The following is a 20,968-nucleotide window of genomic DNA, read 5'->3' on the forward strand; positions in this document are numbered from 1 at the left end:
GGGGAAGGTTATGAAATCGGCGCGAAAAATGGACCCATTGGTCCAAAAATCAATAGACGACTTTTAGCCAAGTGAATTTTAGTTGCCGGGCCATGCTGGCCATGTCAGGCAAAGGCTTGCTTCCAAAGGCTTTCGCGGCCAAGCCATAGGGACCATGACCGATGCCAAACGCCCCGTTTCAAAGTCTGTTCGCGCCGCTTTGACGCCGCTATCCAGCGTGCGCAAATCCCGACAGCCGAAAAAAGCCCCTGTAGGGGTGATCGTGCGCTGGCCGCCGAGCAAGGCCAAGGTCGAGACGGTGTTCGCCCGCCTGTCGGCCATCATGCCCGAGCCCAAGACCGAACTGGACTTTGTTAACCCCTATACGCTGGTGGTGGCGGTGGCTCTGTCGGCACAGGCGACCGATGTGGGGGTCAACAAGGCGACCAAGGCCCTGTTCGAGGTGGCCGATACGCCCGAGAAGATGCTGGCGCTCGGCGAGGAGGGGCTGATCCCCTATATCGCCTCCATCGGGCTTTACCGCACCAAGGCCAAGAATGTGATCGCCGCCGCCCGCATGTTGGTGAACCAGCACGGTGGACAGGTGCCGCTGAACCGTAAAGACCTTCAGGCCCTGCCGGGGGTCGGGCGCAAGACCGCCAGCGTGGTGCTGAACGAGCTGGATATCGAACCGGCCATTGCCGTCGATACTCATGTGTTCCGCGTTTCGCACCGGCTGGGGCTGGCCAATGGCGCAACCCCCGACAAGGTCGAGGACCAGCTTCACCAGATCGTGCCCAAGAAATGGCTGGCCAAGGCGCACCACTGGCTGATCCTGCATGGCCGCTATACCTGTCTGGCACAGCGGCCTAAATGCGGGGGCTGTGTGCTGTCCGATATCTGTCCCTCGCGGGCCAGTTTCGCCGATTAAAGACGGGCTTTGACCGCGTCGGCAAAGCGGGCACCGGCCGTGGGGGCGGCGGCCAGATAGAAGTCCGGCTCGATCAGTTCTGCCTCCATCAGCACCCAGCGACCCGTCTCGTCACGGGTCAGATCAATACGGGCATAGAGCAGGTCATCGCCAAAGGCCTTGAGCACCTGTTGCGCCAAGGCCAGTGCTTCTGGCGGCGCACTGTCCAGTGCCTGATACTGGCCGCCGAACTGTACCTGAATGCGGAACTCGCCCTCAATGGGGCGTTTGTTGACGACGTGGGACAGCTCGCCACCAAAGAAGAGCAGGGAGGTCTCGCCCTCGGTTTCGATGGTGGGCAGATAGGACTGGATCATCGCCGCCCCTTCAGGAGCCGTGGCCAGTTTTGACGCCCAGTCCGTATTGCGGTCCAGACGCAGCGTCCGGTATGCCCCCGCCGAAATCGTCGGTTTGACGATCAGAACACCGCTGGCCAGATCATCAAAGGCCATCTCGATATCGCGGGCCGTGACGCGCTCGACAAAGCGGGTGGCGGCCATCGGAATGCCAAGGTCGATCAGACCCTGTAGATAGGCCTTGTCGGAGTTCCACATCAGGGTGTCGGCGCTGTTGGCCAGCGGCAGGCCCTCGCGTTTCCACAGATCGCAGGCCTTGAGCCATAAGGCGTGATCGCGGTGATAGCCCCAGACAATCACCGGCAGGATCAGGTCATAGTCTTTCAGACCCGAGGCATCGTTCGCATGTGCCGTCCACGGTTCGGCATGAACTTCCAGACCCGCCTCGACCAGCGCGGCTTTCAGAACCTCTAACACCTGTGGCCACTGTCCGGCATAGGACGGGTCGGCAGGGTCGGGCGTCAGGATAGCAATCTTGGACATGGGACTCATCGGGGCAGGTAAAAATCTGAGAAAGCGATATTTCACGTGAAACAGTGGCGCGAAACCTATCTCGTGATTAAGAAGCCGGTATGACCCAAAACTCCTCTGATGTCCGTTTCGATGTGCTGGCTGTCGGCAATGCCATCGTTGACGTTCTGGCGCCGTGCGAGGCCGCCTTCCTTGAACAGCGCGGCCTGGTGCCCGGTTCGATGCAACTGGTGGACGAAGTCCAGAGCGCGCAACTGTATGACGGCATGGCACCGGGGGTCGAGGCTTCGGGTGGTTCGGCCGGTAACACTGTAGCGGGCGTGGCCTCTTATGGTGCGCGTGCGGCCTATATCGGCAAGATTGCCAAGGATCAGCTGGGCGAGGTGTTCGCTCACGATATCCGTGCCGGTGGTGTGCATTTCGACACGCCGGTTCTGGAAGGCGGCGCCGGTACCGGCCGCTGCCTGATCAACGTCACCCATGACGGCCAGCGCACCATGTGCACCTTCCTCGGTGCCGCCAACCAGTTGACCGTCGCCGATATCGACGAGGCCCTGATCGGTTCCAGCGCCATCGTCTATCTGGAAGGCTATCTGTTTGATCCGGCACCGGCGCGTGCGGCGTTCGAAGCCGCCGCTGCCGCCGCCCACAAGGCCGGTCGCAAGGTTGCCATCACCCTATCGGACTCGTTCGTGGTCCACCGCTGGCGCGCCGAACTGCTGGACTTCATCAAGGCCTCGGCAGACATCGTTCTGGCCAACGAAGCCGAACTGGCCGCCCTGTTCGAGACCGAAGATTTTGACGCCGCTGCCGACCAACTGTCCGCCATTGTCGAGATCGCTGCCGTCACCCGTGGCGCGCATGGCTCGGTCATCATTTCGGGCGAACAGCGCGTGGCTGTCGCAGCCTTCCCCGTGGACAAGGTTCTGGATACGACCGGTGCCGGTGACCAGTATGCGGCGGGCTTCCTCGTCGGTCTGGCGCGCGGCCTGTCGCTGGACGATGCGGGCAAGCTGGGTTCGCTTGCTGCCTCCGAAGTGATCGCCCACTGGGGCCCGCGTCCGCAGGTCAAGCTGGTTGAACTGGCGGCTGAACACGGCCTGACCCTGTAAAAACCGGTCAGCTAAAAACGAGGGCAGCAGGTGCGTCATGCGTCTGCTGCCCTTTTTCTTTGGGGCGTGCGGTTCGGTCCGCTTGCTGTCCTGCGCGGGGACGGGTAATCGGCAAACCATGTTTGGTCTCGCCAATCCCGATCGTTTCATGCGTTTCACCGGCCCTCTGGTTCCGGTGCTCTGGGCCGTCGCTATCGGCCTGTTGCTGTGGGGGACGGCGCTGAGTTTTTCAGTGCCGGAAGATTACCAGCAGGGCGATACGGTCCGTATCATGTTCATCCATGTGCCGGCGGCGGTTGTCGGCCTCGGGGCCTATCTGGCTCTGGGTGTGTCCAGCTTTTTTGCACTCGTTTTCCGCCATCCGCTGGCCGATGCCGCCGCCCGTGCCGCCGCCCTGCCGGGTGCGGCCCTGACCGCATTGGCCCTGTTCACAGGCTCGCTCTGGGGCAAGCCCATGTGGGGCACATGGTGGGTGTGGGACGCCCGCCTGACCTCGGTTCTGGTGCTGTTTCTTTTCTATATCGGCTACATGGCCCTGCGCTCGTCGATCGACGATGAACAGCGCGCCTCCAAGGCCGCGGCTGTGCTGGGCATGGTGGGTCTTATCAACCTGCCGATCGTGAAATTCTCGGTGGACTGGTGGAACACCCTGCACCAACCGGCATCCCTGATCCGCTCGGGCGGCACCAGTGTCGATCCGGCCTATCTTCCGGCCCTGCTGGCGATGATTTTCGGTTACGGCCTGTTCTTCGGCGCCATTTGGCTGACCTCAATTCGCAGTGAAGTCCGCCGCCGCCGCGTATTGTCTCTTAAGGCCCGTGCGGCCCAATACGCCTGAGGAGTTCCAGATGTTCGATTTCGACATGGGAAAACACGCGGCCTATGTGTGGCCCGCATGGGGCGCGACCGTGCTGGTCCTTGTGGCTCTGGCCGTTCGCGCGGTCATGCAGTCCTTGCGCATGAAGCGCGAACTGGCCCGTTTGGAAGCTGACAGGAAGCCCCGATGAACCGCTGGATCGCTGCCATACCGGTCGCGGCCCTTGCGGCGCTCGGGCTGTTTCTGGCTTTCCAGATGCAGCAGATGTCCAAAACGGTTGCCGACAGCCGCCACGCCCCTGCGGCTCTGGTGGGCCAGCCGGTGCCGGAAACCGTCCTGCCGCTACTGGAAGGCGATGTGGTGTCAAACCGGATGCTGGATATCAAGACCGCCGCCGTCGGCAAGCCGATGGTGCTGAATGTCTTTGCCAGCTGGTGCGCGCCATGCCGTCTGGAACACCCACAACTGATGGCGCTCAAGGCGCAGGGCATCAAGGTCGTCGGCATTGCCTATAAGGACGATCCGATCAAAACCCGCGCCTTCCTCGACGAACTGGGCGATCCGTTCGATCTTGTGCTGGTCGATCAGGAGGGCCGAGCAGGACTGGACCTTGGTATCTCAGGCGTACCGGAAACCTTCGTCGTCGATGCCTATGGACAGGTGACCTACAAGGCCTCGGGCCCGATCCTCAGCGATGCAGACCGTCAGGCGCTGGAACAGGCCTATAAGGCCCGCTAAACATGATGAATCCGGCATTAACCTTAATTTAGGGCCACTCAGGCAAGGCTTGTCGCATGTCGGCCATTGCCCCAGATCGTCCGTTCTTTCCTCCCAACCCGACAGGGCAGGGTGGAGCTTCCGCGTTTAATGCGACGCGAGCGCTAAAAGATGCACAGGCGGCCTTCTTCAGACCGGTCACGGCCAGTATTACGCCTGCGGCGTCGGCTCCTGTGGCCCAGCCTGAAACCCCGATCCTGCCCGAACGGGACGCCCCGCCGGTTTTCAAACGGCCGGGTTCCTATCTGGATATCCGCGTCTAGGATTCAGCGGGCTTTTCGGCTTCGTCGGCGACCGGCTGGATCTTGAGTTTTTTGGATTTCTTGATCGGCTCGCCGTCATCGGACTTGGCAGACTTTTTAGCCAGTTTTGCAATTTTGCGCGCCTCCTTATCGGCCTTTTTCGCAGCCTTCTTGGCGGCCTTGACCTCTTCGGGGGCGCTGTCTGCGACTTGGGCCAACTGTGCAAGCGTTTCAAGGAAGGTCTGGCGGCGACCTTTGGACAACATGGCCAGAAGACGCTTGTCGGCTGCGGCGACGCAGGGCCTCGTGGCTTCGAGAGCCGCCAGTCCGGCTTCGGATATACGCACCGCCTTGGCACGGGCATCCAGCGCAGATTTTTCGCGCTCCAGCAGACCCTTGATCGTCATGCGGCTGACCAGATCGGCCAGGGTCGAACGGTCAATACCGGTGGCTTGGACCAGTTCGGTCTGGGTCAGACCCTGACGCTGGGAGACAACTTCCAGAACCGCATACTGGCGCTGGGTGATACCGCTCTGGGCCGATTCCTCCGCATAGATGTCCAGGCACAGTTGCAAGGCGCGATGCATCAAGTGGCTGGGCGATTGAGCCAATTCGGTGATCGGGGTCTTGTGTTTGGCGGCTTTGATCATCGGCTCTTTTTCGCGTGAAGCTTGATCTGCTTTGGCTAACAACCAGGCTTGAAGCTTTGACGACGGTTCAAAGGCGGTGCGCTGACATTTTTAGCGGGGACGGAAAACAACAAGGCCCGCCGTATGATGACGGCGGGCCTTGGGAACAGGTCGGCTTGGGGATCAAGTGTTTTGTTCGGGCTCTTCATCCTTGATCAGGTGCTTCATTATGAAGAAGACCTGCCAGATGCCAAAAGCCGCTGAAGCCACCCATAGACCGCCGCGGAAGGCGACCCAGAAATCGTCCGACTGGGTGCGCCAGATGGTTTCGTTGACGATGGCCACGCACAGGAAAAACAGCCCGTAGCGCAGGGTCAGCCCGCGCCAGCCCTCATCGGTGAGGTGAAAGGCGCTACCCAGCAGATATTTGAACGCCGCCTTGTTGAAGGCCAGCGAGCCCAGCAGAATGACCGACAGGGCCAGATTCTGGATCGTAATCTTGATCTTCAACAGATTGGGATCATGGAAGACGAGTGTCAGGGTGCCAAATACCAGTGCGAACAGGCCGCTGAACAGGGGCATGGGCGCAAGGCGCTTTTCCAGCAGCCATCCGGCCAGAAGAGCAATGATAGACGCGCCGACCAGTACCCATGTGGCCTGAAACATCGCGTCGGTACTGTCGAGCTTTTGCACAACGCGCGAAAACAGATAGGTGCCCATAAAGGCGACCAGCGCACCGAAATCGATGGCTTGGCGCAGGTTTGAATTTTGTTTGGCTTCGGCCAAGTATCAGTCCTCCAGACCGACGAGAGAGCGGGCAAAGGCATTGGCGTCGAAGTCTTGCAAGTCTTCAACCCCTTCGCCCACGCCGATCAGTTTGATGGGGGCGTCCGAGGCCTGTGCCACCGGCACCAGCACACCACCGCGGGCGGTGCCGTCCAGCTTGGTCATGACCACGCCCGACACATAGGCGGTGCGACCAAAGATTTTTTCCTGCTCCAGCGCATTGCGACCCACCGTGGCGTCCAGCACCAGCAGGGTTTCGTGCGGCGCATCGGCATCGACCTTTTTCAACACGCGCACAATCTTCAAAAGCTCGTCCATCAGGGTGGACTTGTTCTGAAGACGGCCCGCCGTGTCGATCAGCACCACGTCAAAGCCCTCGGCCTTGGCCTTGGTATAGGCATCAAAGGCGAGGCCCGCCGCATCGGCACCGTCGCGGCGGCTTTCGAAATGGGCCCCTGAGCGGTCGGCCCAGACCTTGAGCTGTTCGCGGGCGGCGGCACGGAAGGTGTCGCCCGCCACGATCATCACCTTGGCACCCTTGGCCGTCAGATCGGCGGCGATCTTGCCCAGCGTCGTGGTCTTGCCCGAGCCGTTGACGCCGACGAACAGCACCACATAGGGCTTTTCGCCAATCAGAGGATCGAACCTAGCCTGACGCGGCAACAGTTCTGCCGCGACCGCCTCGGCCAGCGCTTCCTTGATCTCGCGCTCGTTCGACGTCTTGCCGAACCGCAGGGCGCGGAAACGCTCGACGATACGGGCCGACGCAGCCGGACCCAGATCGCTTTCGATCAGATGTTCCTCGAGTTGTTCGAGGTGTTCTTCGGACAGGGGTTCCTTGGCGAATGTCGAGACGACCTGCTCGGTCATCTGTTTGGAGGATCGGGACAGACCCTCGCTCAGTCGCTGGAACCAGCCTTTTTTCGGCGTATCGCTCATAGACCCTGCTCTAGCCGACGATGGTTCTCAGGTCACGCGCGAACCTATATGGATAGACGTCCTGTTTCGCTTTCCGGAAAACATCGATGGTCCAGTCGAGGCATCCTTTCTTTGAAGCCCGCACCCACGGCTTTGTACGCACAGCCGCGGCCACGCCTGTAGTGCATGTGGCCGATCCGGTCAGCAACGGGGATGAACACGAGGCTCTGATCCGCAAGGCGGCCGACGAAGGCGTTGATCTTGTGGTGTTTCCCGAGCTGTCGCTCAGCGCCTATGCGATTGACGATCTGCACATGCAGGCTGCGCTTCTGGAGTCCGTCGAGGACCAGATTGCCCGCCTGTGCGCCCTGACCGAACAGTTCGATCTGGTGGCTGTGGTGGGCGCGCCCCTGCGACATGGTGACAGCCTGTTCAACTGCGCCGTGGTGCTGGCGGGTGGAGAGGTTTTGGGCGTGGTGCCCAAATCCTATCTGCCGAACTATCGAGAATATTACGAAAAGCGCTGGTTCGCCCCCGCAGCCTCGCGCACCGAAGACGCCATCACCCTGAACGGAGAGCGCGTCGATTTCGCGCCGGGCCTGGTGTTCGAAGCCGTCAACCGTCCGGGCTTTATCTTTTCGGTCGAAATCTGCGAGGACTTCTGGGCTCCCACGCCGCCGTCGACCCGCGCGGCCATGGCGGGGGCGCGCATCCTGTGCAACCTGTCGGCCTCCAACATCGTCATTGGCAAGTCGGATGACCGCGCCTTGATGTGCGCCAGCCAGTCGGCCCGCACCTTGTCGGCCTATGTGTTTGCTGCCTCCGGCTGGGGCGAGAGCACGACCGATCTGGCTTGGGACGGTCAGGCCATGATCCACGAGCTTGGCGTAAAGCTGGCCGAGGGCGAGCGGTTTTCGATGGAAAGCCATCTGACCATTGCCGATGTCGATGTGGACCGGATCGGTCTGGACCGACTGCGTAACGGTACCTTTGCCGACTGCGCCCGTCTGGAAGGCGAGACGGCAGTGATCGTGCCATTCGAGGCGGGTGAGGGACCGCAGGAAGGAGCATTGGGCGATGTGATCCGCCCGCTGGACCGTTTCCCCTTCGTGCCCGACGATGCCGCGCGTCTGGATCAGGACTGCTTCGAGGCATTCAATATTCAGGTGCAGGGCCTGATGCGCCGCATGACGGCAACGGGGGCGCAAACTCTGGTGATCGGCGTTTCCGGCGGTCTGGATTCCACGCAGGCCCTGTTGGTGGCGTGCCGCGCCTTTGATCGTCTTGAAATCCCGCGCACGGGTATTCTGGCCTATACCATGCCGGGCTTTGCCACCTCGGACGGCACCAAGTCCAATGCATGGGCGCTGATGAAGGCGCTGGGCGTTTCGGGCCACGAGATCGATATCCGTCCCGCCGCCGCCGCCATGCTGGAAGGCATCGGCCATCCCTATGCCAAGGGTGAGCCGGTCTATGACATCACGTTTGAAAATGTTCAGGCGGGTCTTCGTACCGACTATCTGTTCCGTCTGGCCAACCACAATAACGGTTTTGTGCTGGGCACGGGCGACCTGTCGGAACTGGCCTTGGGCTGGTGCACCTATGGTGTCGGCGACCATATGAGCCACTACAACGTCAATGGCGGGGTAGCCAAAACCCTGATCCGTCATCTGATCCGCTGGGTGGCTGATAAACAGGTGGTCGGTCGCGATGCCAGCCCGACCCTGTATTCTATTCTGGCCACCGAGATTTCGCCCGAACTGGTTCCCGCAGGCGCGGACGGCAAGATTCAGTCTACCGAAAGCACGGTCGGCCCCTATGCGCTGAACGACTTCTTCCTGTTCTACATCAGCCGCTTCGGCATGGCCCCGTCCAAGGTCGCCTATCTGGCCCATCAGGCGTGGTCTGATGCCGCGCGCGGTCTGTGGCCTGTGGGCACGCCGGACGAAGAAAAGGTCGCCTATGACCTTGAGGTGATCCGTTTCTGGCTGCGGAAATTCCTGATCCGTTTCTTCCAGACCAGCCAGTTCAAACGCTCGGCTGTGCCCAATGGTCCCAAGGTGGTGACGGGCGGTTCGCTGTCGCCGCGCGGCGACTGGCGTGCGCCGTCCGACAGCTCGGCACGGGTGTGGCTGGAGGAACTGGACGGTAATCTGCCGCCTGTTACCCTCAGCCGCGTACAATAAACCCTGTTCTGAACATGGTTTTTCCGATCGCAGTCGGATAAAGGGGCGTTTATGACTGATGAAATCACACGCGATAGCAACGGCGCAGAGCTGAAAGACGGCGACAGCGTCACCCTAATCAAGGACCTCAAGGTCAAGGGCTCGGGGGGCGTGACCCTCAAGCGCGGCACCAAGGTTCTCAAGATCCGCCTGACAGGCGATCCGGAAGAGATCGAGGCCAATGTCGAAAAGGTACGCGGCCTCGTGCTGCGGACCGAGTTCGTCAAAAAGGCCTGATCTTTACGGTCCGATGAAATCAAAAGGGGCGCTGGTCACAGCGCCCCTTTTTTCATGCCTGTCGGGACAGGAAATCCAGAATGGCCTCGCTGGCCTCCGGTTCGTCCAGCATCGGGGCGTGACCGATATCGGGCACTTCGATCAGGGCAGCATGCTCGCCCTCGTCCAGCATCCGCGCGGCAATGGATGGGCTGAGCAGGTCGGACGTGCCGCCGCGTACGATCAGGGTCGGACGCTCGGCCAGAGTGCGGAACAGTGGCCAAAGGTCCGGCACCAGGGCTGAGGCACCGGCGGCGCGGATCGGGGCGGAGATATCGGGATCATAGGCCAGCACAGGAATACCCTCGGCATTCTCGACGAAGATGCGACGGGCAAAGGCTTCCCAGTCGCTGTCATCATAGTGGGGGAAGGCCACTTCGTTGATAATGCGGGTATAGTTCGCCGCCTCAAGCCAGTTGGTGATCTTGACGGGCTTGCCTGTATAGGCGGCGATACGAGCCAGACCCTCGGGAGCCACTTCGGGGCCGACATCGTTGAGGATGGCGGCTGCGATGGCCTGTGGGCGCACACCCGCAAGACACATGGTGATCAGGCCACCCATAGAGGTGCCCATGAACACGGCCCGTGCGATATTTTTCTGGTCCAGCAGCGCCGCGATATCGCCAGCATAGACCGGCGGCACATAGGTCATCGGATCGCCAGCACGTTCGGACTTGCCGCGCCCGCGCACATCGACGGCCAGTACACGATAGCCTTCTTCGCACAACAGGCTGGCAATATTGTCGAAGTCGGCGCTGTTGCGCGTCAGGCCGTGAATGGCAATGACGGGCAGGGGCCTTGCTTCGCCCTTGGGCTGATAATCGCGACCATAGAGTTTCAGACCGTCTTCACTGGTCCAGTAAAACTCTGAAAACACGATACCAGACATCCCTAACCCGTCCCTGTGGCAATGCGATAGGGCGCAGGTTATTCATCAAAAGAAGAAATGTCGATCAGCCGCCGACTATGGTCGATACGAGGTCGTTCAGATTACCGCCAGTGAAGTGAAAGCCCCGTACGCCGGCATTTTTGGCGGCCTGCATGTCCGACAGATTGTCGCCGATCATGATCGAACTTTCGTCGAGGGCGAGGTCCAGATCGGCCGCCGCCCGTAACAACATGCCGGGGTTCGGTTTGCGATCGGGATGGTCGGGATGTTCGTAGCGATGCTCTACCGCCACCTTGTGGAAGGGGCAGAAATAGATGGCATCAATGGTTGCCCCTCCTTTGGCCAGTTCCGCCAGCAGCAGCTTGTGGAAGGCATGCATGGTGTCTTCGGAAAAATATCCGCGGGCAATGCCTGACTGGTTGGTGACGATAACGGTGACATAGCCCGCATCGTTTAGACGTTTCACGGCTTCGACAGCCCCCGGCATCATCTGTAGCTGGTCAGGACGGTGCGGATAGCCGCAGTCGTGGATCAGAACGCCGTCGCGGTCGAGAAAGGCAGCAGGGCGGCTCATATAATCCATCACCATTCAGTTTCGGGGCTGGTGGTGCCATACCTTGCCTGTACAGGTTTGGCCACGCCGCTATGTGACAAGTTCGTTGCATCCGGCAACGCGAAGTGACCTTCGGACGTTTTACTGCATGGCATCGTGTTTGCTAGGACAGCATCAATTCTTTGACGCGCGTGATGAGCGCCGCCCCCGACCGTGTGGAGAGCGAAACCATGATCCCCTTTATTGACCTGCAAGCCCAACGTGTACGCCTGAACGGCAAGATCGAAGCCGCTGTGGCCGAGGCTGTCGTCGGCGGCGCATGGGTGATGGGCCCGCAAGTGCGCCAGTTCGAGGCCGACCTCGCTGCCTTCGGCAAAGCCAAACATGCGCTGGGTTGCGCCAATGGCACCGACGCGCTGGCCCTGCCGCTGATGGCATGGGACATCAAGGCGGGCGATGCCGTCTTCGTGCCCAGCTTCACATTTGCCGCCACCGCCGAAGTGGTGCCGTGGTTCGGTGCCGAGCCGGTGTTCGTGGATGTTGATCCGGTCACCTATAATATGGACCCCGCCAAGCTGGCTGCGGCCATTGACGCCATCAAGGCTGAAGGTCGTCTGACCCCGCGTGCGGTCATCGCTGTGGACCTGTTTGGTCAACCGGCCGACTATCCGGCCATCAAGGCCATCTGCGACCAGCACGGCCTGAAACTGATCTCGGACTCGGCGCAGGGCTTCGGCTGCACGATTAACGGCCAGCATCCGCTGACGTGGGCCGATGTCACCACCACCAGCTTCTTCCCCGCCAAGCCGCTCGGTTGCTATGGCGACGGCGGCGCGGTTCTGACCAATGACGACGAACTGGCCCAGCTGATGGATTCCATCCGCGTTCACGGCAAGGCCGTCGGCGTGGACCTTGAGGGCCGCACCTTCGATCACGACCCGAAATACCTCAACATGCGTATCGGCCTGAACAGCCGTCTGGACACCATTCAGGCCGCGGTTCTGATTGAAAAGCTGAACGTGTTCGGCCAGGAGATCGAATGGCGTAACCGCATCGCCAAGCGTTATAACGACGCCCTGCGCGCACACGTTGCCAAGGTGCCGGACGTGCCGGAAGGCAATGTCTCGAACTGGGCGCAATACACGATCGAGCATCCGAACCGCGATGCTCTGGCCGCGCATCTGAAGGAACAGGGCGTGCCGACCGCCGTCTATTATCCGATCCCGCTGCACATGCAGCCGGCCTATGAGATGTTCCCGCGCGGTGCCGGTGGCCTGCCGGAAACCGAGCGTCTGATGGATGTGGTCATCAGTCTGCCGATGCACTCGGATCTGGACGAGGCCACGCAAGACAAGATCATCGCCGCCGTTCTCTCGTTTAAGGCTTAAGATTATGAACGCACTGAAACTGGGTGTCGCCGGTGCCGGCGTTATGGGTCGCAACCATGCCCGCGTGGCCAATGACATGCGCGAGTTCGACCTGACGGCGGTGTTCGACCCCGATGGCGTGACCGCCGACGGTGTCGCGGCCGCCTATGAGGCCAGCGCCTATACGGACCTCGATGCCTTTGCAGCCTCGGGCATTGATGCGGCTGTGGTGGCCACACCCAACCGCTTCCATGCCGATACGGCTGTGGCGCTGCTGGAACGCGGTGTGCATGTGCTGGTCGAAAAGCCCATTGCCCCGACGGTTGCGGAATCCCAGCGCATTATCGACGCCGCCCGCGCAAATAACCGCGTGCTGATGGTCGGCCATGTCGAGCGTTTCAATCCGGCGGTCGAAACCGTAAAACGCGCCATTGCCGATGACGAGATCATCTCCATCCAGATCACCCGCGTCGGCCCGTTCCCGCCGCGCATGGGCGAGGTCGGTGTGGTCATCGATCTGGCGGTGCATGACATCGACATCATCCGTCACCTGACCGGTTCGGAAATGGCCGAGGTGCAGTCCTTACTGGGCCATACCCACGCCTCGCGCGAGGACTCTGCCCTGCTGCAGTTCCGCATGGACAACGGCACCATCGCCCACATCACCACCAACTGGGTCACGCCCTACAAGACCCGCACCCTTCAAGTGGCGACCAAGTCCCGCTTCGTGGTGGCCGATCTGATCACCCGTCAGGTCACCGAATATTTCGGCCAGCAGCCGGACGGTTCCTATTTCACCCGCATGCTGAACTCATGGCCGAACGAGCCACTCAAGAAAGAACTGGAAGCCTTCGCCACCGCCATTAAGACCGGCGAAGCCCCTGCCGTCACCGGCGAAGACGGCCTCCGCAACCTCGAAGTGGCCCTGCGCTGTCTGGCTGAATAGTCGAAACCTCGACTTGGAAAAATGAAGCGGCGGCATGAAATGTCGCCGCTTTTCCTTTGCCTGCTGAGCCTAAATGACGGCTGTTATCAGCGACTTGGTTTCACGTGGAACATTAAGAGCGGCTTTGGACGCCGTGGGCTCAATCGCCCTCACGCACCATCTGCATCGACAGCCAGTCGGCGAGCAGGGCGGGCTTGTCTTCGCCTTCGATCTCGACCGTTAGTTCGTGGGTTAACAGCCAGCGGGTGTTGGCACCGTCCGAGCCCTTGTTCTGGGCATCCTTCAGCACAAAGCGTCCACGCACACGCTTGCCCGCTTTGACGGGGGCTAAAAAGCGCAGGCGGTCAAAGCCATAGTTCACGCCCATGACCACGCCGTCCAGAGTCGCCACCGCATCATAGCTCATGGCCGAGGCAAGGCTGAGGGTCAAAAAACCGTGGGCAATCGTACCGCCAAACGGGTGTGTTTGGCCATGTCGGGATCGACATGGATGAACTGCTCGTCCTCGGTGATCTTGGCAAAGGCGTCGATGCGAGCCTGATCGATCTCGAACCAACGGCTAAGGCCGACCTCGGTGCCGACAAGCGACGGTAGGTCTATGGATTTCGTCATGACGCAAACCTCCCCAAGCGTTTGATGAAGGTTTGCGCGTGATTTTCCGAAAGGCAAGCGGCTACGCCTAGCTGTTGAAACGCCCCGTGATGATGTCAGCGAACTGTTGTGGATCGACATTGCCGCCCGAGACGATGATGGCGGTGGTCTTGTCCCGCGCCTCGATCTTGCCGGCCAGCAGGGCCGCCAGCGAGACTGCGCCACCCGGTTCGATAACCAGTTTCAGATGGCGGAAGGCAAAGCGCATGGCCTCGCACACCTCGGCATCCGAAACCGTTAAAGCCCCCGACAGGCGCTGGTTGATGGGGAAGGTGATCTGGCCCGGCGCAGGAGCCATCAGGGCATCACAGATGGACGGCGCGCCCTTGGGATGCGGGGTAGGGGTGCCCGCTTCCAGCGAGCGGCGGGTATCGTCAAAAGCCTCGGGTTCGACCACATAGACGGCGGTATCGGGGCTGCGCTCGGCCATCACCAGATTGATACCGGCGATCAGGCCCCCGCCGGATGCTCCGCACAAAAGCTGGTCGATCGGGCCATCGGCATCATCCAGAAGCTCCAGCGCACAGGTGCCCTGACCCTCGATAATGAAGGGATCATCGAATGGCGGAACAAGGATGCTGCCGCGCTCGCGGGCGATCTCGGCCCCGATAGCCTCGCGGCTTTCGCTCCAGCGGTCATAGAGCCGTACCTCTCCGCCAAAACTTTTGACGCCCTCGATTTTAATCTTCGGGCTGTCGGACGGCATGACGATAACGGCGGGCGCATCCATGGCCTTGGCGGCGGCGGCAGAAGCCTGCGCATGGTTGCCGGATGAATAGGCCACGATACCGCGCACCCGTTCCTCGGCGCTCAACCGGCTGATGCGGTTATAGGCCCCGCGATATTTGAAGGCACCGGCCACCTGAAGGCTCTCGACCTTCATCAGAACGCGCCCCCCGACCACGGCATTCAAGGCCGGATGTTCGATCAGCGGCGTGCGAGCAATAGCAGGAGCGATCTGGCGGGCGGCGTCGAGAACACCGGCATAGGAAGGTGTGTGCATAACAAACCTCTTAACGTGTGCCGGTGTCATCTGCATAACTGTGATGATGAAAAATGCGCTCATCCTGTCGATTGACCAAGGCACCACCTCCACCCGCGCCATCGCCTTCGAGGTATCGGATACGGGCGTGTTCTCGGTGCTGGCTGTCAGCCAGATCGAACTGGTCCAGCATTTCCCGCAATCGGGTTGGGTCGAGCATGATGCGGCCGAAATCTGGCGGGCTGTCCTTCAGACCTGCCGTGAAGTGGTGCGCAAGGCAGGCGGTATCGAGCGTTTCGCCGCTGTCGGCATTACCAACCAGCGTGAAACATCGGTGGTCTGGGATGTGCAAACCGGCGAGCCGCTGCATCGGGCCATTGTCTGGCAGGATCGCCGTACCGCACCTGAAATGGATGCGCTGAAAGCGGCAGGGCATGAAGACGCGGTGAGGGCGCAAACGGGCCTGATCCTAGATCCTTATTTCTCGGCCTCGAAATATGCGTGGCTATTGGACAGGGTCGAAAATGGCCGCGAGCGGGCGCGGGCTGGGGACATCAAGCTCGGCACTATCGACAGCTGGCTGATGTGGAAACTGACCGGCGGGCAAAGCCACGTCACCGATGTGACCAATGCGGCGCGCACCAATCTGATGGCGCTGCAAACCCTCAACTGGTCGCCGTCCCTGTGCAACCTGTTCGATGTACCGGTTGAGGTCCTGCCGGAAATCCGGCCCAGCGATGCCCGTTTCGGGGACTGCGAACCCAGCCTGTTGGGCAAGGCCGTGCCGATCCACGGCGTTGCCGGTGACCAGCAATCGGCTCTTGTCGGGCACGGCGCGCTGGAGGCGGGAGAGGCCAAGATCACCTATGGCACAGGGGCGTTTCTGGTCGCCAATACGAGCGAGAAGATCGTCAAATCCAAGGCCCGACTTTTGGCCACTATGGGCTGGGCGGCGGACGGCAAGGTCCGCTATGCGCTGGAAGGTTCGATCTTTTCAGCAGGCTCGGCTGTGCAGTGGCTGCGCGACGGCCTGAAGGCGCTCTCGGATTCACGACAATCCGAGGCCATGGCCCAGACCCTGCCCAATAATGGCGGTGTCTATCTGGTGCCGGGCTTTACGGGTTTAGGCGCGCCGTGGTGGGAGCCGGATGCCCGTGGCACAGTCATCGGACTGACCCGCGACAGCGGTCCTTCCCATCTGGTGCGTGCAGCTTTGGAAAGCCTCGCCTACCAGACCTTTGATCTGCTGGAGGCTTTGGAAAAAGACGGCGCGCCAAAGCTGAAGCGCCTTAGGGTGGATGGCGGCGTGACGGCCAATGCCTTTGTCATGCAGTTCATTGCCGACATATGTGCCATCGAGGTGGAGCGTCCGGCGTTTCAGGAAATGACCGCACTGGGCGCAGCCCGTCTTGCGGCCTTTGGTGCGGGTGTCACCGATACGGTCTGGAGCCCGCCGCAAACCGCCCCTGCTGTCTGGAAACCCAGGATGGACGAGGATGAAAGAACGATGCTCCTCAAGGGCTGGCGCAGGGCTGTAAAAGCCGCCATCGTCGCCGCACAGGACGAATAGACGGCGAGGGGAAAGTATGGACGCACAGGCGACGTTTTCTGGCACGCGCGAGGTCGATCCTCGCCATGCGCTGGATATGCCGTTTCTTGAAAGCTGGATGAAAGCCCATGTCGAGGGGTTTGAAGGCCCGCTTGAGGTGCGCCAGTTCAAAGGCGGCCAGTCCAACCCGACCTACGAGCTTGTTACCCCGCGCCAGAAATACGTCCTGCGTCGCAAACCACCGGGCACGCTGCTGGCCAGTGCCCATGCCGTTGATCGCGAGTTTGCCGTGATCTCGGCCCTTCATGCGCAAGGTTTTCCGGTCGCCAAACCCTATGCGCTGTGTACGGACGATACAGTTCTCGGCTCGATCTTCTATGTCATGGACAAGGTCGAAGGGCGTATCTTCTGGGATTTGAAACTGCCCGACTGCACACCGGATGAGCGCCGCGCCATCTGGTTCGAGCAGGTCGACACCTTGGCCGCGCTACACCGTCTGGAGCCACAAAAGATCGGCCTTGGCGACTATGGCAAGCCGGGAAATTATTTCGCCCGTCAGGTCGGGCGTTGGACCAAACAGTATCGTGCGTCCGAGATTGATCCGGTTCCGGCGATGGATCGTTTGATCGACTTCCTGCCCGATACCCTACCGCCCGAAGGCCCAACCCGCATCGTTCACGGCGATTTTCGCCTCGACAATATGATCCTCGACGCCCGCGAGGCCAAGGTCAAAGCCGTGCTGGACTGGGAGCTGTCCACGCTGGGCGACCCGATGGCGGACTTTTCGTATCTGCTGATCGCCTATGCCATTCCGGCCAGTTTGCGAAATGGTCTGTTGGGGGCCGACATCAAGGCGCTGGGTATTCCCTCGATTGAGGAACTGGCCGAACGCTATGGCGCACAGACAGGCTTTGGTGCGCCTCAAAACCTCGACTGGCTGCTGGCCTATAACCTGTTCCGTCTGGCGGCCATCTGTCAGGGTATTGGCGGGCGGGTGCGCGATGGCACCGCCGCCAGCGACCACGCCAAGGCCATGGCGGCGCAGGTTGGCCCGCTGTCCGAGGCTGCATGGGCCTATGCCCTTAAAGCGGGCGCATAACAGACCTTAGACTATATATGAAACAGTCATTGATGCGGATCGGTTGTTAAACGGTAACAAAACGCCTACCTTAAGGGCTGGAGCCCTATGCATCATGTCTGACAGCCAAAAATTTCCGGTCGCCGCCCATGCCCTGGCCTATCTGGCCCACAAGGGGGCCTATGAAGCCAAGGACGCTGTAGCCAGCGCCATTCTCGCCTCGTCGGTGCCGACCAATCCGGTGGTGATCCGCCGCGTGACGGCCTTGCTGGCCAAGGGTGGCCTGATTGCGACCCGACCGGGGGCCAGTGGTGGGTCGTGGCTGCTGCGTCGCCCCGAAACCATTCCGCTGGACGAAGTGCTGCGGGCCGTCAACGGCTGCGCGCATCTGGGTTCGACCCCGCTGGGGGCGCAGGGCTGTCCGGTCGGCCAGCATATTCCCCGTCAGGTCGCCAAGGCGCTGACTGCGGCGGATAATGCAGCGGCTCTGGCGCTTTCAAAGATCACCATTGCCGACCTGCTCGAAGAAGATCCGGCTAGCCTCAAGGGGTTGATGCCGCACGCTTCGTGTCCTCAGGCGGCCTAAACACCAAGGCGGGGGAGCCGATGGGGACGCGTAAAACGATTGCCATTACCGGCGCGTCGGCAGGCATCGGCGCGGAAATCGCCCGTGTCTGCGCGGCACGCGGTTATGACTTGATCCTGATCGCCCGCCGCGAAGCGCCGCTTTTGGCTCTGTCGGCGGAACTGGAAGCGGGACATAATATCCGCGCCCATGTGGTGACCGCCGATCTGGGCGCAGCCGATGCCGCTCGCACACTGGCCGATGCGGTCGAGGCGCGCGGCCTTCAGGTTGATGGCCTCGTGAACAATGCGGGCTTTTCCAAAACGACCGGCTTTACGACGACCGATCCTGCGGCCCAGCAGGAGATGATCCGCGTCATGCTGTCGGTGCCGGTGGAGCTGGCGCGTTTGTGGCTGCCGGCCATGAAGCAACGCGGCTGGGGCCGGATTGTGAACGTGGCCTCGATGGCGGGCTTTCTTCAGGCGACGGGTGGCGACACCCTCTATGGCCCGATCAAAAGCTTTATGATCAAGTTTTCCCAAGGCCTGTGGGTCGAGAGCCAAGGCTCCGGCGTGCATGTCTCGGTGGTCTGCCCCGGCTATACCTATACCGAGTTCCACGATGTGAACGGCTCGCGCGAGGCGGTGTCGGCGGCCTATCCGAAATGGATGTGGCTACAGGCCGACCGTGTGGCCCGCGACGCATGGGATGCCGTCGAGGCCGACAAGCCGCGCTGCATTCCGGGCAAGCGCTATCAGTTCCTGTCGGTGGTTTCGAAACTGTTGCCCGACAGTGTGGGGCTGAAAACAGCAGCCAGCCACGCTCGCAAGCTCAATCGGGTTTGAACTCTGGCGGGTCTGAAACGAAAAAGGGCGGCTCCACCGAGCCGCCCTTTTCATATCCGGTTTTAGCTGCCCGAAGGGTAGGGAACGGTTACCCCCGTCGAGATCATGCCCGGCAGGGCCTCGCCAAGACCCATCAGCATGAACTGGATGGCCAGTGCGCACAGGATCAGGCCCAGAACGCGCACGATGATGGCCATGCCGACCTCGCCCAGAATACGGCTGAGCCAGCCTGTCATGGCAAAACAGATCATCGAGACAAGGCAGGCGGCACCGATCGCTACAACCGACCATGTGGTCCCGATGGGGCCGAGCTTGGCCGCTTCACCGGCATTGATGATGACCGCCGAAATCGCGCCCGGACCAATCATTAGCGGGATGGCGAAAGGCACGACCAGACGCTGGAAGCGGCGACGAGCATAGCCGCGCACATCGTTCTTGTCGTGGTTGGCATCGGGGTCGGCGAACATGCTGAGGAAGTCGCCGCGCGCCATGTCCAGACCGAGGAACAGCAGCAGGATACCGCCCGCAATGCGGAAGGCGGCCAGCGAAATGCCGAAAAACTGCAACAGGCCAAGGCCTGTGAACACGAAGAACAGCAGGAAAAGGAAGGCAAAACCGCAGATGAAGAACGATACCGACGCGCGTTGGCGCAATGTGGCACCCACTGTGGCTGCGGCAAAGATCGGCAGGTTGCCGATCGGGTCCAGCAGGGCAAACAGTGTGACGAAGAGGTTGACACCCAATTCGCTCGCGTTCATCGCATCCCTCACCGCAAAGTGACATGTCGCGACGATCGCGACCTTGCCATACCCCTATCGGGCGATCCGCGCCCGCCCGCAACCCGCAGAGTGAACGCATAATGTCCGCAATTGCCACCCCAGACATTCCGAACCGCCCGTTTGATGCGCGCGTCATCTGTGCGCTGGATGTGCCGACCACGGACGAGGCACGGGCTCTGGTGGATCGGATCGGCGATGCTGTGGGCTTCTACAAGGTGGGTCTGCAACTGTTTGCGTCCGACGGTATGGCGCTGGCGCGCGAACTGAAGGCGTCGGGCGCTCAGGTTTTCCTCGATTGGAAACTGCACGATATCGGCGCAACTGTCGAAAAGGCCACGGCGGTTCTGGCCGGTGCCGGTTGCGATCTTTTGACCGTTCATGCGCGTCCACAGGTGATGGCCGCTGCTGCCCGCGCGGCCGAAGGCTCTGACCTCAAGGTGCTGGGCGTTACGGTGCTGACCAGTCTGTCCGAGGACGATCTGAAAGCGGACGACCACAGTCTCTCGGCTGCCGAACTGGTCGAGCACCGTGTGCGTCAGGCGCTGGAGGCCGGTATCCACGGTGTGGTGTCCAGCCCGCACGAAGCGGCTCTGGTGCGCAAGATTGCTACGGAAGCCGGTCGCGATGATTTCCTGATCGTGACGCCGGGTGTGCGCCCGACCGGCGCGGCTCTGGATGACCAGTCGCGCGTCGCCACTCCTGCCAGCGCTCTCGAAGCGGGCGCGACCCATCTGGTGATCGGGCGCCCGATCACGGCGGTCAGCGATCCTCGCGCCGCCGCTCAGGCCATCACCGCCGAGATTGCCCTGATCTAAAAACATCTGATCTAAAAGCGATTGTTCCATGTGAAACAAAAACGGCGGCCCATTACAGGCCGCCGTTTTCGTATGGATGAAGGGAGTACGATCAGAAATCGATCGCGATCCCTTTTTTCTCCCAGTCGCCGAAACGGGTCGGCTCGGGGCCACGCGGCCCACCATGTTCAAGGGCGCGCTCGTCCGAGGCGAAATCTATGGCGCGACGTTCTGCCGCTTCGATCAGGGCGCGACGGGCGGCCTCGCTCAAAGGGCGCTCGCGCGTGGCGTGCGGCACATCCTCGTTGAAGGTTGGGGCATCAACCGTCTCGTGGTGGTGGTCATGTCCGTGGTCATGGCTACAGCCACAGGAAGGGGTGGGATGTTCGGTCACAGGCTTACCGTCTTGAGA

24 protein-coding genes and 1 pseudogene are annotated in these 20,968 nt (G+C 61.3%); 15 read left to right on the plus strand and 10 right to left on the minus strand.

What is annotated here, in order from left to right; genetic code table 11:
• Positions 1-154: 154 nt before the first annotated feature.
• Complete coding sequence (nth, locus tag WEU32_RS01185; RefSeq protein WP_406852591.1) at positions 155-910, plus strand: endonuclease III; 756 nt, start codon at positions 155-157, stop codon at positions 908-910.
• On the opposite strand, the gene WEU32_RS01190 is transcribed toward nth, so the two are convergent.
• Positions 907-1,788 (minus strand): RimK family alpha-L-glutamate ligase, encoded by an 882-nt coding sequence (locus WEU32_RS01190; protein WP_406852592.1) that lies wholly within the window; start codon positions 1,786-1,788, stop codon positions 907-909. The two genes, nth and WEU32_RS01190, sit on opposite strands and share 4 nt — an antisense overlap.
• A gap of 89 nt (positions 1,789-1,877) precedes the next feature.
• Between WEU32_RS01190 and WEU32_RS01195 the strand changes: the two genes are divergently transcribed.
• The 5 genes from WEU32_RS01195 (at position 1,878) to WEU32_RS01215 (ending at position 4,745) form a co-directional block, all read left to right on the plus strand.
• Entirely contained in the window at positions 1,878-2,888 is a 1,011-nt protein-coding gene (locus WEU32_RS01195) for an adenosine kinase (protein WP_406852593.1), read from the plus strand.
• 118 nt (positions 2,889-3,006) lie between these two features.
• The gene (ccmC, locus tag WEU32_RS01200; RefSeq protein ID WP_406853471.1) at positions 3,007-3,726 is read left to right on the plus strand and encodes a heme ABC transporter permease CcmC; all 720 of its coding nucleotides are present in this window, start codon (positions 3,007-3,009) and stop codon (positions 3,724-3,726) included.
• Between the two features lie 10 nt (positions 3,727-3,736).
• Complete coding sequence (gene ccmD / locus WEU32_RS01205) at positions 3,737-3,895, plus strand: heme exporter protein CcmD (RefSeq protein WP_406852594.1); 159 nt, start codon at positions 3,737-3,739, stop codon at positions 3,893-3,895.
• On the plus strand, positions 3,892-4,443 hold the full coding sequence (locus WEU32_RS01210; RefSeq protein WP_406852595.1) for a DsbE family thiol:disulfide interchange protein: 552 nt from the start codon (positions 3,892-3,894) through the stop codon (positions 4,441-4,443). The genes ccmD and WEU32_RS01210 overlap by 4 nt, the downstream gene beginning before the upstream one ends.
• A gap of 56 nt (positions 4,444-4,499) precedes the next feature.
• On the plus strand, positions 4,500-4,745 hold the full coding sequence (locus WEU32_RS01215) for a hypothetical protein (protein ID WP_406852596.1): 246 nt from the start codon (positions 4,500-4,502) through the stop codon (positions 4,743-4,745).
• On the opposite strand, the gene WEU32_RS01220 is transcribed toward WEU32_RS01215, so the two are convergent.
• From WEU32_RS01220 to ftsY, 3 genes are all read right to left on the minus strand, one after another.
• Positions 4,742-5,374: a MarR family winged helix-turn-helix transcriptional regulator gene (locus tag WEU32_RS01220; protein WP_312814919.1), complete on the minus strand. Its 633-nt coding sequence runs from the start codon at positions 5,372-5,374 to the stop codon at positions 4,742-4,744. The genes WEU32_RS01215 and WEU32_RS01220 overlap by 4 nt on opposite strands.
• A 162-nt stretch (positions 5,375-5,536) precedes the next feature.
• Positions 5,537-6,139 (minus strand): inner membrane-spanning protein YciB, encoded by a 603-nt coding sequence (locus WEU32_RS01225; RefSeq protein WP_406852597.1) that lies wholly within the window; start codon positions 6,137-6,139, stop codon positions 5,537-5,539.
• Between the two features lie 3 nt (positions 6,140-6,142).
• Positions 6,143-7,078 (minus strand): signal recognition particle-docking protein FtsY, encoded by a 936-nt coding sequence (ftsY, locus tag WEU32_RS01230; RefSeq protein WP_406852598.1) that lies wholly within the window; start codon positions 7,076-7,078, stop codon positions 6,143-6,145.
• Positions 7,079-7,164: 86 nt separating this feature from the next.
• Between ftsY and WEU32_RS01235 the strand changes: the two genes are divergently transcribed.
• Together WEU32_RS01235 and WEU32_RS01240 are read left to right on the plus strand one after the other, a co-directional pair.
• Positions 7,165-9,243, plus strand: coding sequence for an NAD(+) synthase (locus WEU32_RS01235; RefSeq protein WP_406852599.1), 2,079 nt, complete (start codon positions 7,165-7,167; stop codon positions 9,241-9,243).
• A 51-nt stretch (positions 9,244-9,294) separates the two neighbouring features.
• A complete protein-coding gene (locus tag WEU32_RS01240) occupies positions 9,295-9,519 on the plus strand; it encodes an alkylphosphonate utilization protein (protein ID WP_167175430.1) in 225 nt (74 codons plus the stop codon).
• A 52-nt stretch (positions 9,520-9,571) separates the two neighbouring features.
• Here WEU32_RS01240 and WEU32_RS01245 read toward each other — a convergent pair whose 3' ends face one another.
• Together WEU32_RS01245 and WEU32_RS01250 are read right to left on the minus strand one after the other, a co-directional pair.
• The gene (locus WEU32_RS01245) at positions 9,572-10,447 is read right to left on the minus strand and encodes an alpha/beta fold hydrolase (protein ID WP_406852600.1); all 876 of its coding nucleotides are present in this window, start codon (positions 10,445-10,447) and stop codon (positions 9,572-9,574) included.
• A gap of 64 nt (positions 10,448-10,511) precedes the next feature.
• Positions 10,512-11,021, minus strand: a complete 510-nt coding sequence (locus WEU32_RS01250; protein ID WP_312134446.1) for an HAD family hydrolase — start codon at positions 11,019-11,021, stop codon at positions 10,512-10,514.
• A 173-nt stretch (positions 11,022-11,194) separates the two neighbouring features.
• On the opposite strand from WEU32_RS01250, the gene WEU32_RS01255 reads away from it, so the two are divergent.
• Together WEU32_RS01255 and WEU32_RS01260 are read left to right on the plus strand one after the other, a co-directional pair.
• Positions 11,195-12,388 (plus strand): DegT/DnrJ/EryC1/StrS family aminotransferase, encoded by a 1,194-nt coding sequence (locus WEU32_RS01255; protein ID WP_406852601.1) that lies wholly within the window; start codon positions 11,195-11,197, stop codon positions 12,386-12,388.
• A 4-nt stretch (positions 12,389-12,392) separates the two neighbouring features.
• On the plus strand, positions 12,393-13,313 hold the full coding sequence (locus tag WEU32_RS01260; protein WP_406852602.1) for a Gfo/Idh/MocA family oxidoreductase: 921 nt from the start codon (positions 12,393-12,395) through the stop codon (positions 13,311-13,313).
• A 139-nt stretch (positions 13,314-13,452) separates the two neighbouring features.
• Here WEU32_RS01260 and WEU32_RS01265 read toward each other — a convergent pair.
• Together WEU32_RS01265 and WEU32_RS01270 are read right to left on the minus strand one after the other, a co-directional pair.
• A pseudogene (locus WEU32_RS01265) lies at positions 13,453-14,045 on the minus strand (MaoC family dehydratase).
• Positions 13,993-14,967 carry a threonine/serine dehydratase gene (locus tag WEU32_RS01270; protein WP_406852603.1) on the minus strand — a complete coding sequence of 325 codons (975 nt, stop codon included), beginning with the start codon at positions 14,965-14,967 and terminating at the stop codon, positions 13,993-13,995. Before WEU32_RS01270 ends, WEU32_RS01265 begins: the two are co-directional and overlap by 53 nt.
• Positions 14,968-15,010: 43 nt before the next feature.
• Between WEU32_RS01270 and glpK the strand changes: the two genes are divergently transcribed.
• The 4 genes from glpK (at position 15,011) to WEU32_RS01290 (ending at position 18,983) form a co-directional block, all read left to right on the plus strand.
• Positions 15,011-16,516: a glycerol kinase GlpK gene (gene glpK, locus WEU32_RS01275; protein WP_406852604.1), complete on the plus strand. Its 1,506-nt coding sequence runs from the start codon at positions 15,011-15,013 to the stop codon at positions 16,514-16,516.
• A 16-nt stretch (positions 16,517-16,532) separates the two neighbouring features.
• Positions 16,533-17,594 (plus strand): phosphotransferase family protein, encoded by a 1,062-nt coding sequence (locus WEU32_RS01280; RefSeq protein ID WP_406852605.1) that lies wholly within the window; start codon positions 16,533-16,535, stop codon positions 17,592-17,594.
• Positions 17,595-17,688: 94 nt separating this feature from the next.
• Positions 17,689-18,159, plus strand: coding sequence for an Rrf2 family transcriptional regulator (locus WEU32_RS01285; protein WP_167175406.1), 471 nt, complete (start codon positions 17,689-17,691; stop codon positions 18,157-18,159).
• Positions 18,160-18,179: 20 nt separating this feature from the next.
• Entirely contained in the window at positions 18,180-18,983 is an 804-nt protein-coding gene (locus WEU32_RS01290; RefSeq protein ID WP_406852606.1) for an SDR family NAD(P)-dependent oxidoreductase, read from the plus strand.
• A gap of 62 nt (positions 18,984-19,045) precedes the next feature.
• Here WEU32_RS01290 and WEU32_RS01295 read toward each other — a convergent pair whose 3' ends face one another.
• The gene (locus WEU32_RS01295) at positions 19,046-19,741 is read right to left on the minus strand and encodes a MarC family protein (protein ID WP_406852607.1); all 696 of its coding nucleotides are present in this window, start codon (positions 19,739-19,741) and stop codon (positions 19,046-19,048) included.
• Between the two features lie 101 nt (positions 19,742-19,842).
• Here WEU32_RS01295 and pyrF point away from each other — a divergent pair, with 101 nt between their 5' ends.
• A complete protein-coding gene (gene pyrF, locus WEU32_RS01300; protein WP_312814936.1) occupies positions 19,843-20,577 on the plus strand; it encodes an orotidine-5'-phosphate decarboxylase in 735 nt (244 codons plus the stop codon).
• A gap of 91 nt (positions 20,578-20,668) precedes the next feature.
• Here the strand turns inward: pyrF and WEU32_RS01305 are convergent, their stop codons facing one another.
• Positions 20,669-20,950, minus strand: a complete 282-nt coding sequence (locus WEU32_RS01305) for a DUF1674 domain-containing protein (protein ID WP_406852608.1) — start codon at positions 20,948-20,950, stop codon at positions 20,669-20,671.
• Between the last annotated feature and the right edge of the window lie 18 nt (positions 20,951-20,968).

Source organism: Brevundimonas sp. BH3 (assembly GCF_045345115.1).
Lineage (GTDB): Bacteria > Pseudomonadota > Alphaproteobacteria > Caulobacterales > Caulobacteraceae > Brevundimonas.

Excerpts from the sequence above, each read along its gene's own strand:
- nth (WP_406852591.1), top strand. The coding sequence starts at position 155 with ATGACCGATGCCAAACGCCCCGTTTCAAAGTCTGTTCGCGCCGCTTTG.
- WEU32_RS01190 (WP_406852592.1), bottom strand. The coding sequence starts at position 1,788 with ATGTCCAAGATTGCTATCCTGACGCCCGACCCTGCCGACCCGTCCTAT.
- WEU32_RS01195 (WP_406852593.1), top strand. The coding sequence starts at position 1,878 with ATGACCCAAAACTCCTCTGATGTCCGTTTCGATGTGCTGGCTGTCGGC.
- ccmC (WP_406853471.1), top strand. The coding sequence starts at position 3,007 with ATGTTTGGTCTCGCCAATCCCGATCGTTTCATGCGTTTCACCGGCCCT.
- ccmD (WP_406852594.1), top strand. The coding sequence starts at position 3,737 with ATGTTCGATTTCGACATGGGAAAACACGCGGCCTATGTGTGGCCCGCA.
- WEU32_RS01210 (WP_406852595.1), top strand. The coding sequence starts at position 3,892 with ATGAACCGCTGGATCGCTGCCATACCGGTCGCGGCCCTTGCGGCGCTC.
- WEU32_RS01215 (WP_406852596.1), top strand. The coding sequence starts at position 4,500 with ATGTCGGCCATTGCCCCAGATCGTCCGTTCTTTCCTCCCAACCCGACA.
- WEU32_RS01220 (WP_312814919.1), bottom strand. The coding sequence starts at position 5,374 with ATGATCAAAGCCGCCAAACACAAGACCCCGATCACCGAATTGGCTCAA.
- ftsY (WP_406852598.1), bottom strand. The coding sequence starts at position 7,078 with ATGAGCGATACGCCGAAAAAAGGCTGGTTCCAGCGACTGAGCGAGGGT.
- WEU32_RS01235 (WP_406852599.1), top strand. The coding sequence starts at position 7,165 with ATGGTCCAGTCGAGGCATCCTTTCTTTGAAGCCCGCACCCACGGCTTT.
- WEU32_RS01240 (WP_167175430.1), top strand. The coding sequence starts at position 9,295 with ATGACTGATGAAATCACACGCGATAGCAACGGCGCAGAGCTGAAAGAC.
- WEU32_RS01245 (WP_406852600.1), bottom strand. The coding sequence starts at position 10,447 with ATGTCTGGTATCGTGTTTTCAGAGTTTTACTGGACCAGTGAAGACGGT.
- WEU32_RS01250 (WP_312134446.1), bottom strand. The coding sequence starts at position 11,021 with ATGAGCCGCCCTGCTGCCTTTCTCGACCGCGACGGCGTTCTGATCCAC.
- WEU32_RS01255 (WP_406852601.1), top strand. The coding sequence starts at position 11,195 with ATGAGCGCCGCCCCCGACCGTGTGGAGAGCGAAACCATGATCCCCTTT.
- WEU32_RS01260 (WP_406852602.1), top strand. The coding sequence starts at position 12,393 with ATGAACGCACTGAAACTGGGTGTCGCCGGTGCCGGCGTTATGGGTCGC.
- WEU32_RS01270 (WP_406852603.1), bottom strand. The coding sequence starts at position 14,967 with ATGCACACACCTTCCTATGCCGGTGTTCTCGACGCCGCCCGCCAGATC.
- glpK (WP_406852604.1), top strand. The coding sequence starts at position 15,011 with ATGATGAAAAATGCGCTCATCCTGTCGATTGACCAAGGCACCACCTCC.
- WEU32_RS01280 (WP_406852605.1), top strand. The coding sequence starts at position 16,533 with ATGGACGCACAGGCGACGTTTTCTGGCACGCGCGAGGTCGATCCTCGC.
- WEU32_RS01285 (WP_167175406.1), top strand. The coding sequence starts at position 17,689 with ATGTCTGACAGCCAAAAATTTCCGGTCGCCGCCCATGCCCTGGCCTAT.
- WEU32_RS01290 (WP_406852606.1), top strand. The coding sequence starts at position 18,180 with ATGGGGACGCGTAAAACGATTGCCATTACCGGCGCGTCGGCAGGCATC.
- WEU32_RS01295 (WP_406852607.1), bottom strand. The coding sequence starts at position 19,741 with ATGAACGCGAGCGAATTGGGTGTCAACCTCTTCGTCACACTGTTTGCC.
- pyrF (WP_312814936.1), top strand. The coding sequence starts at position 19,843 with ATGTCCGCAATTGCCACCCCAGACATTCCGAACCGCCCGTTTGATGCG.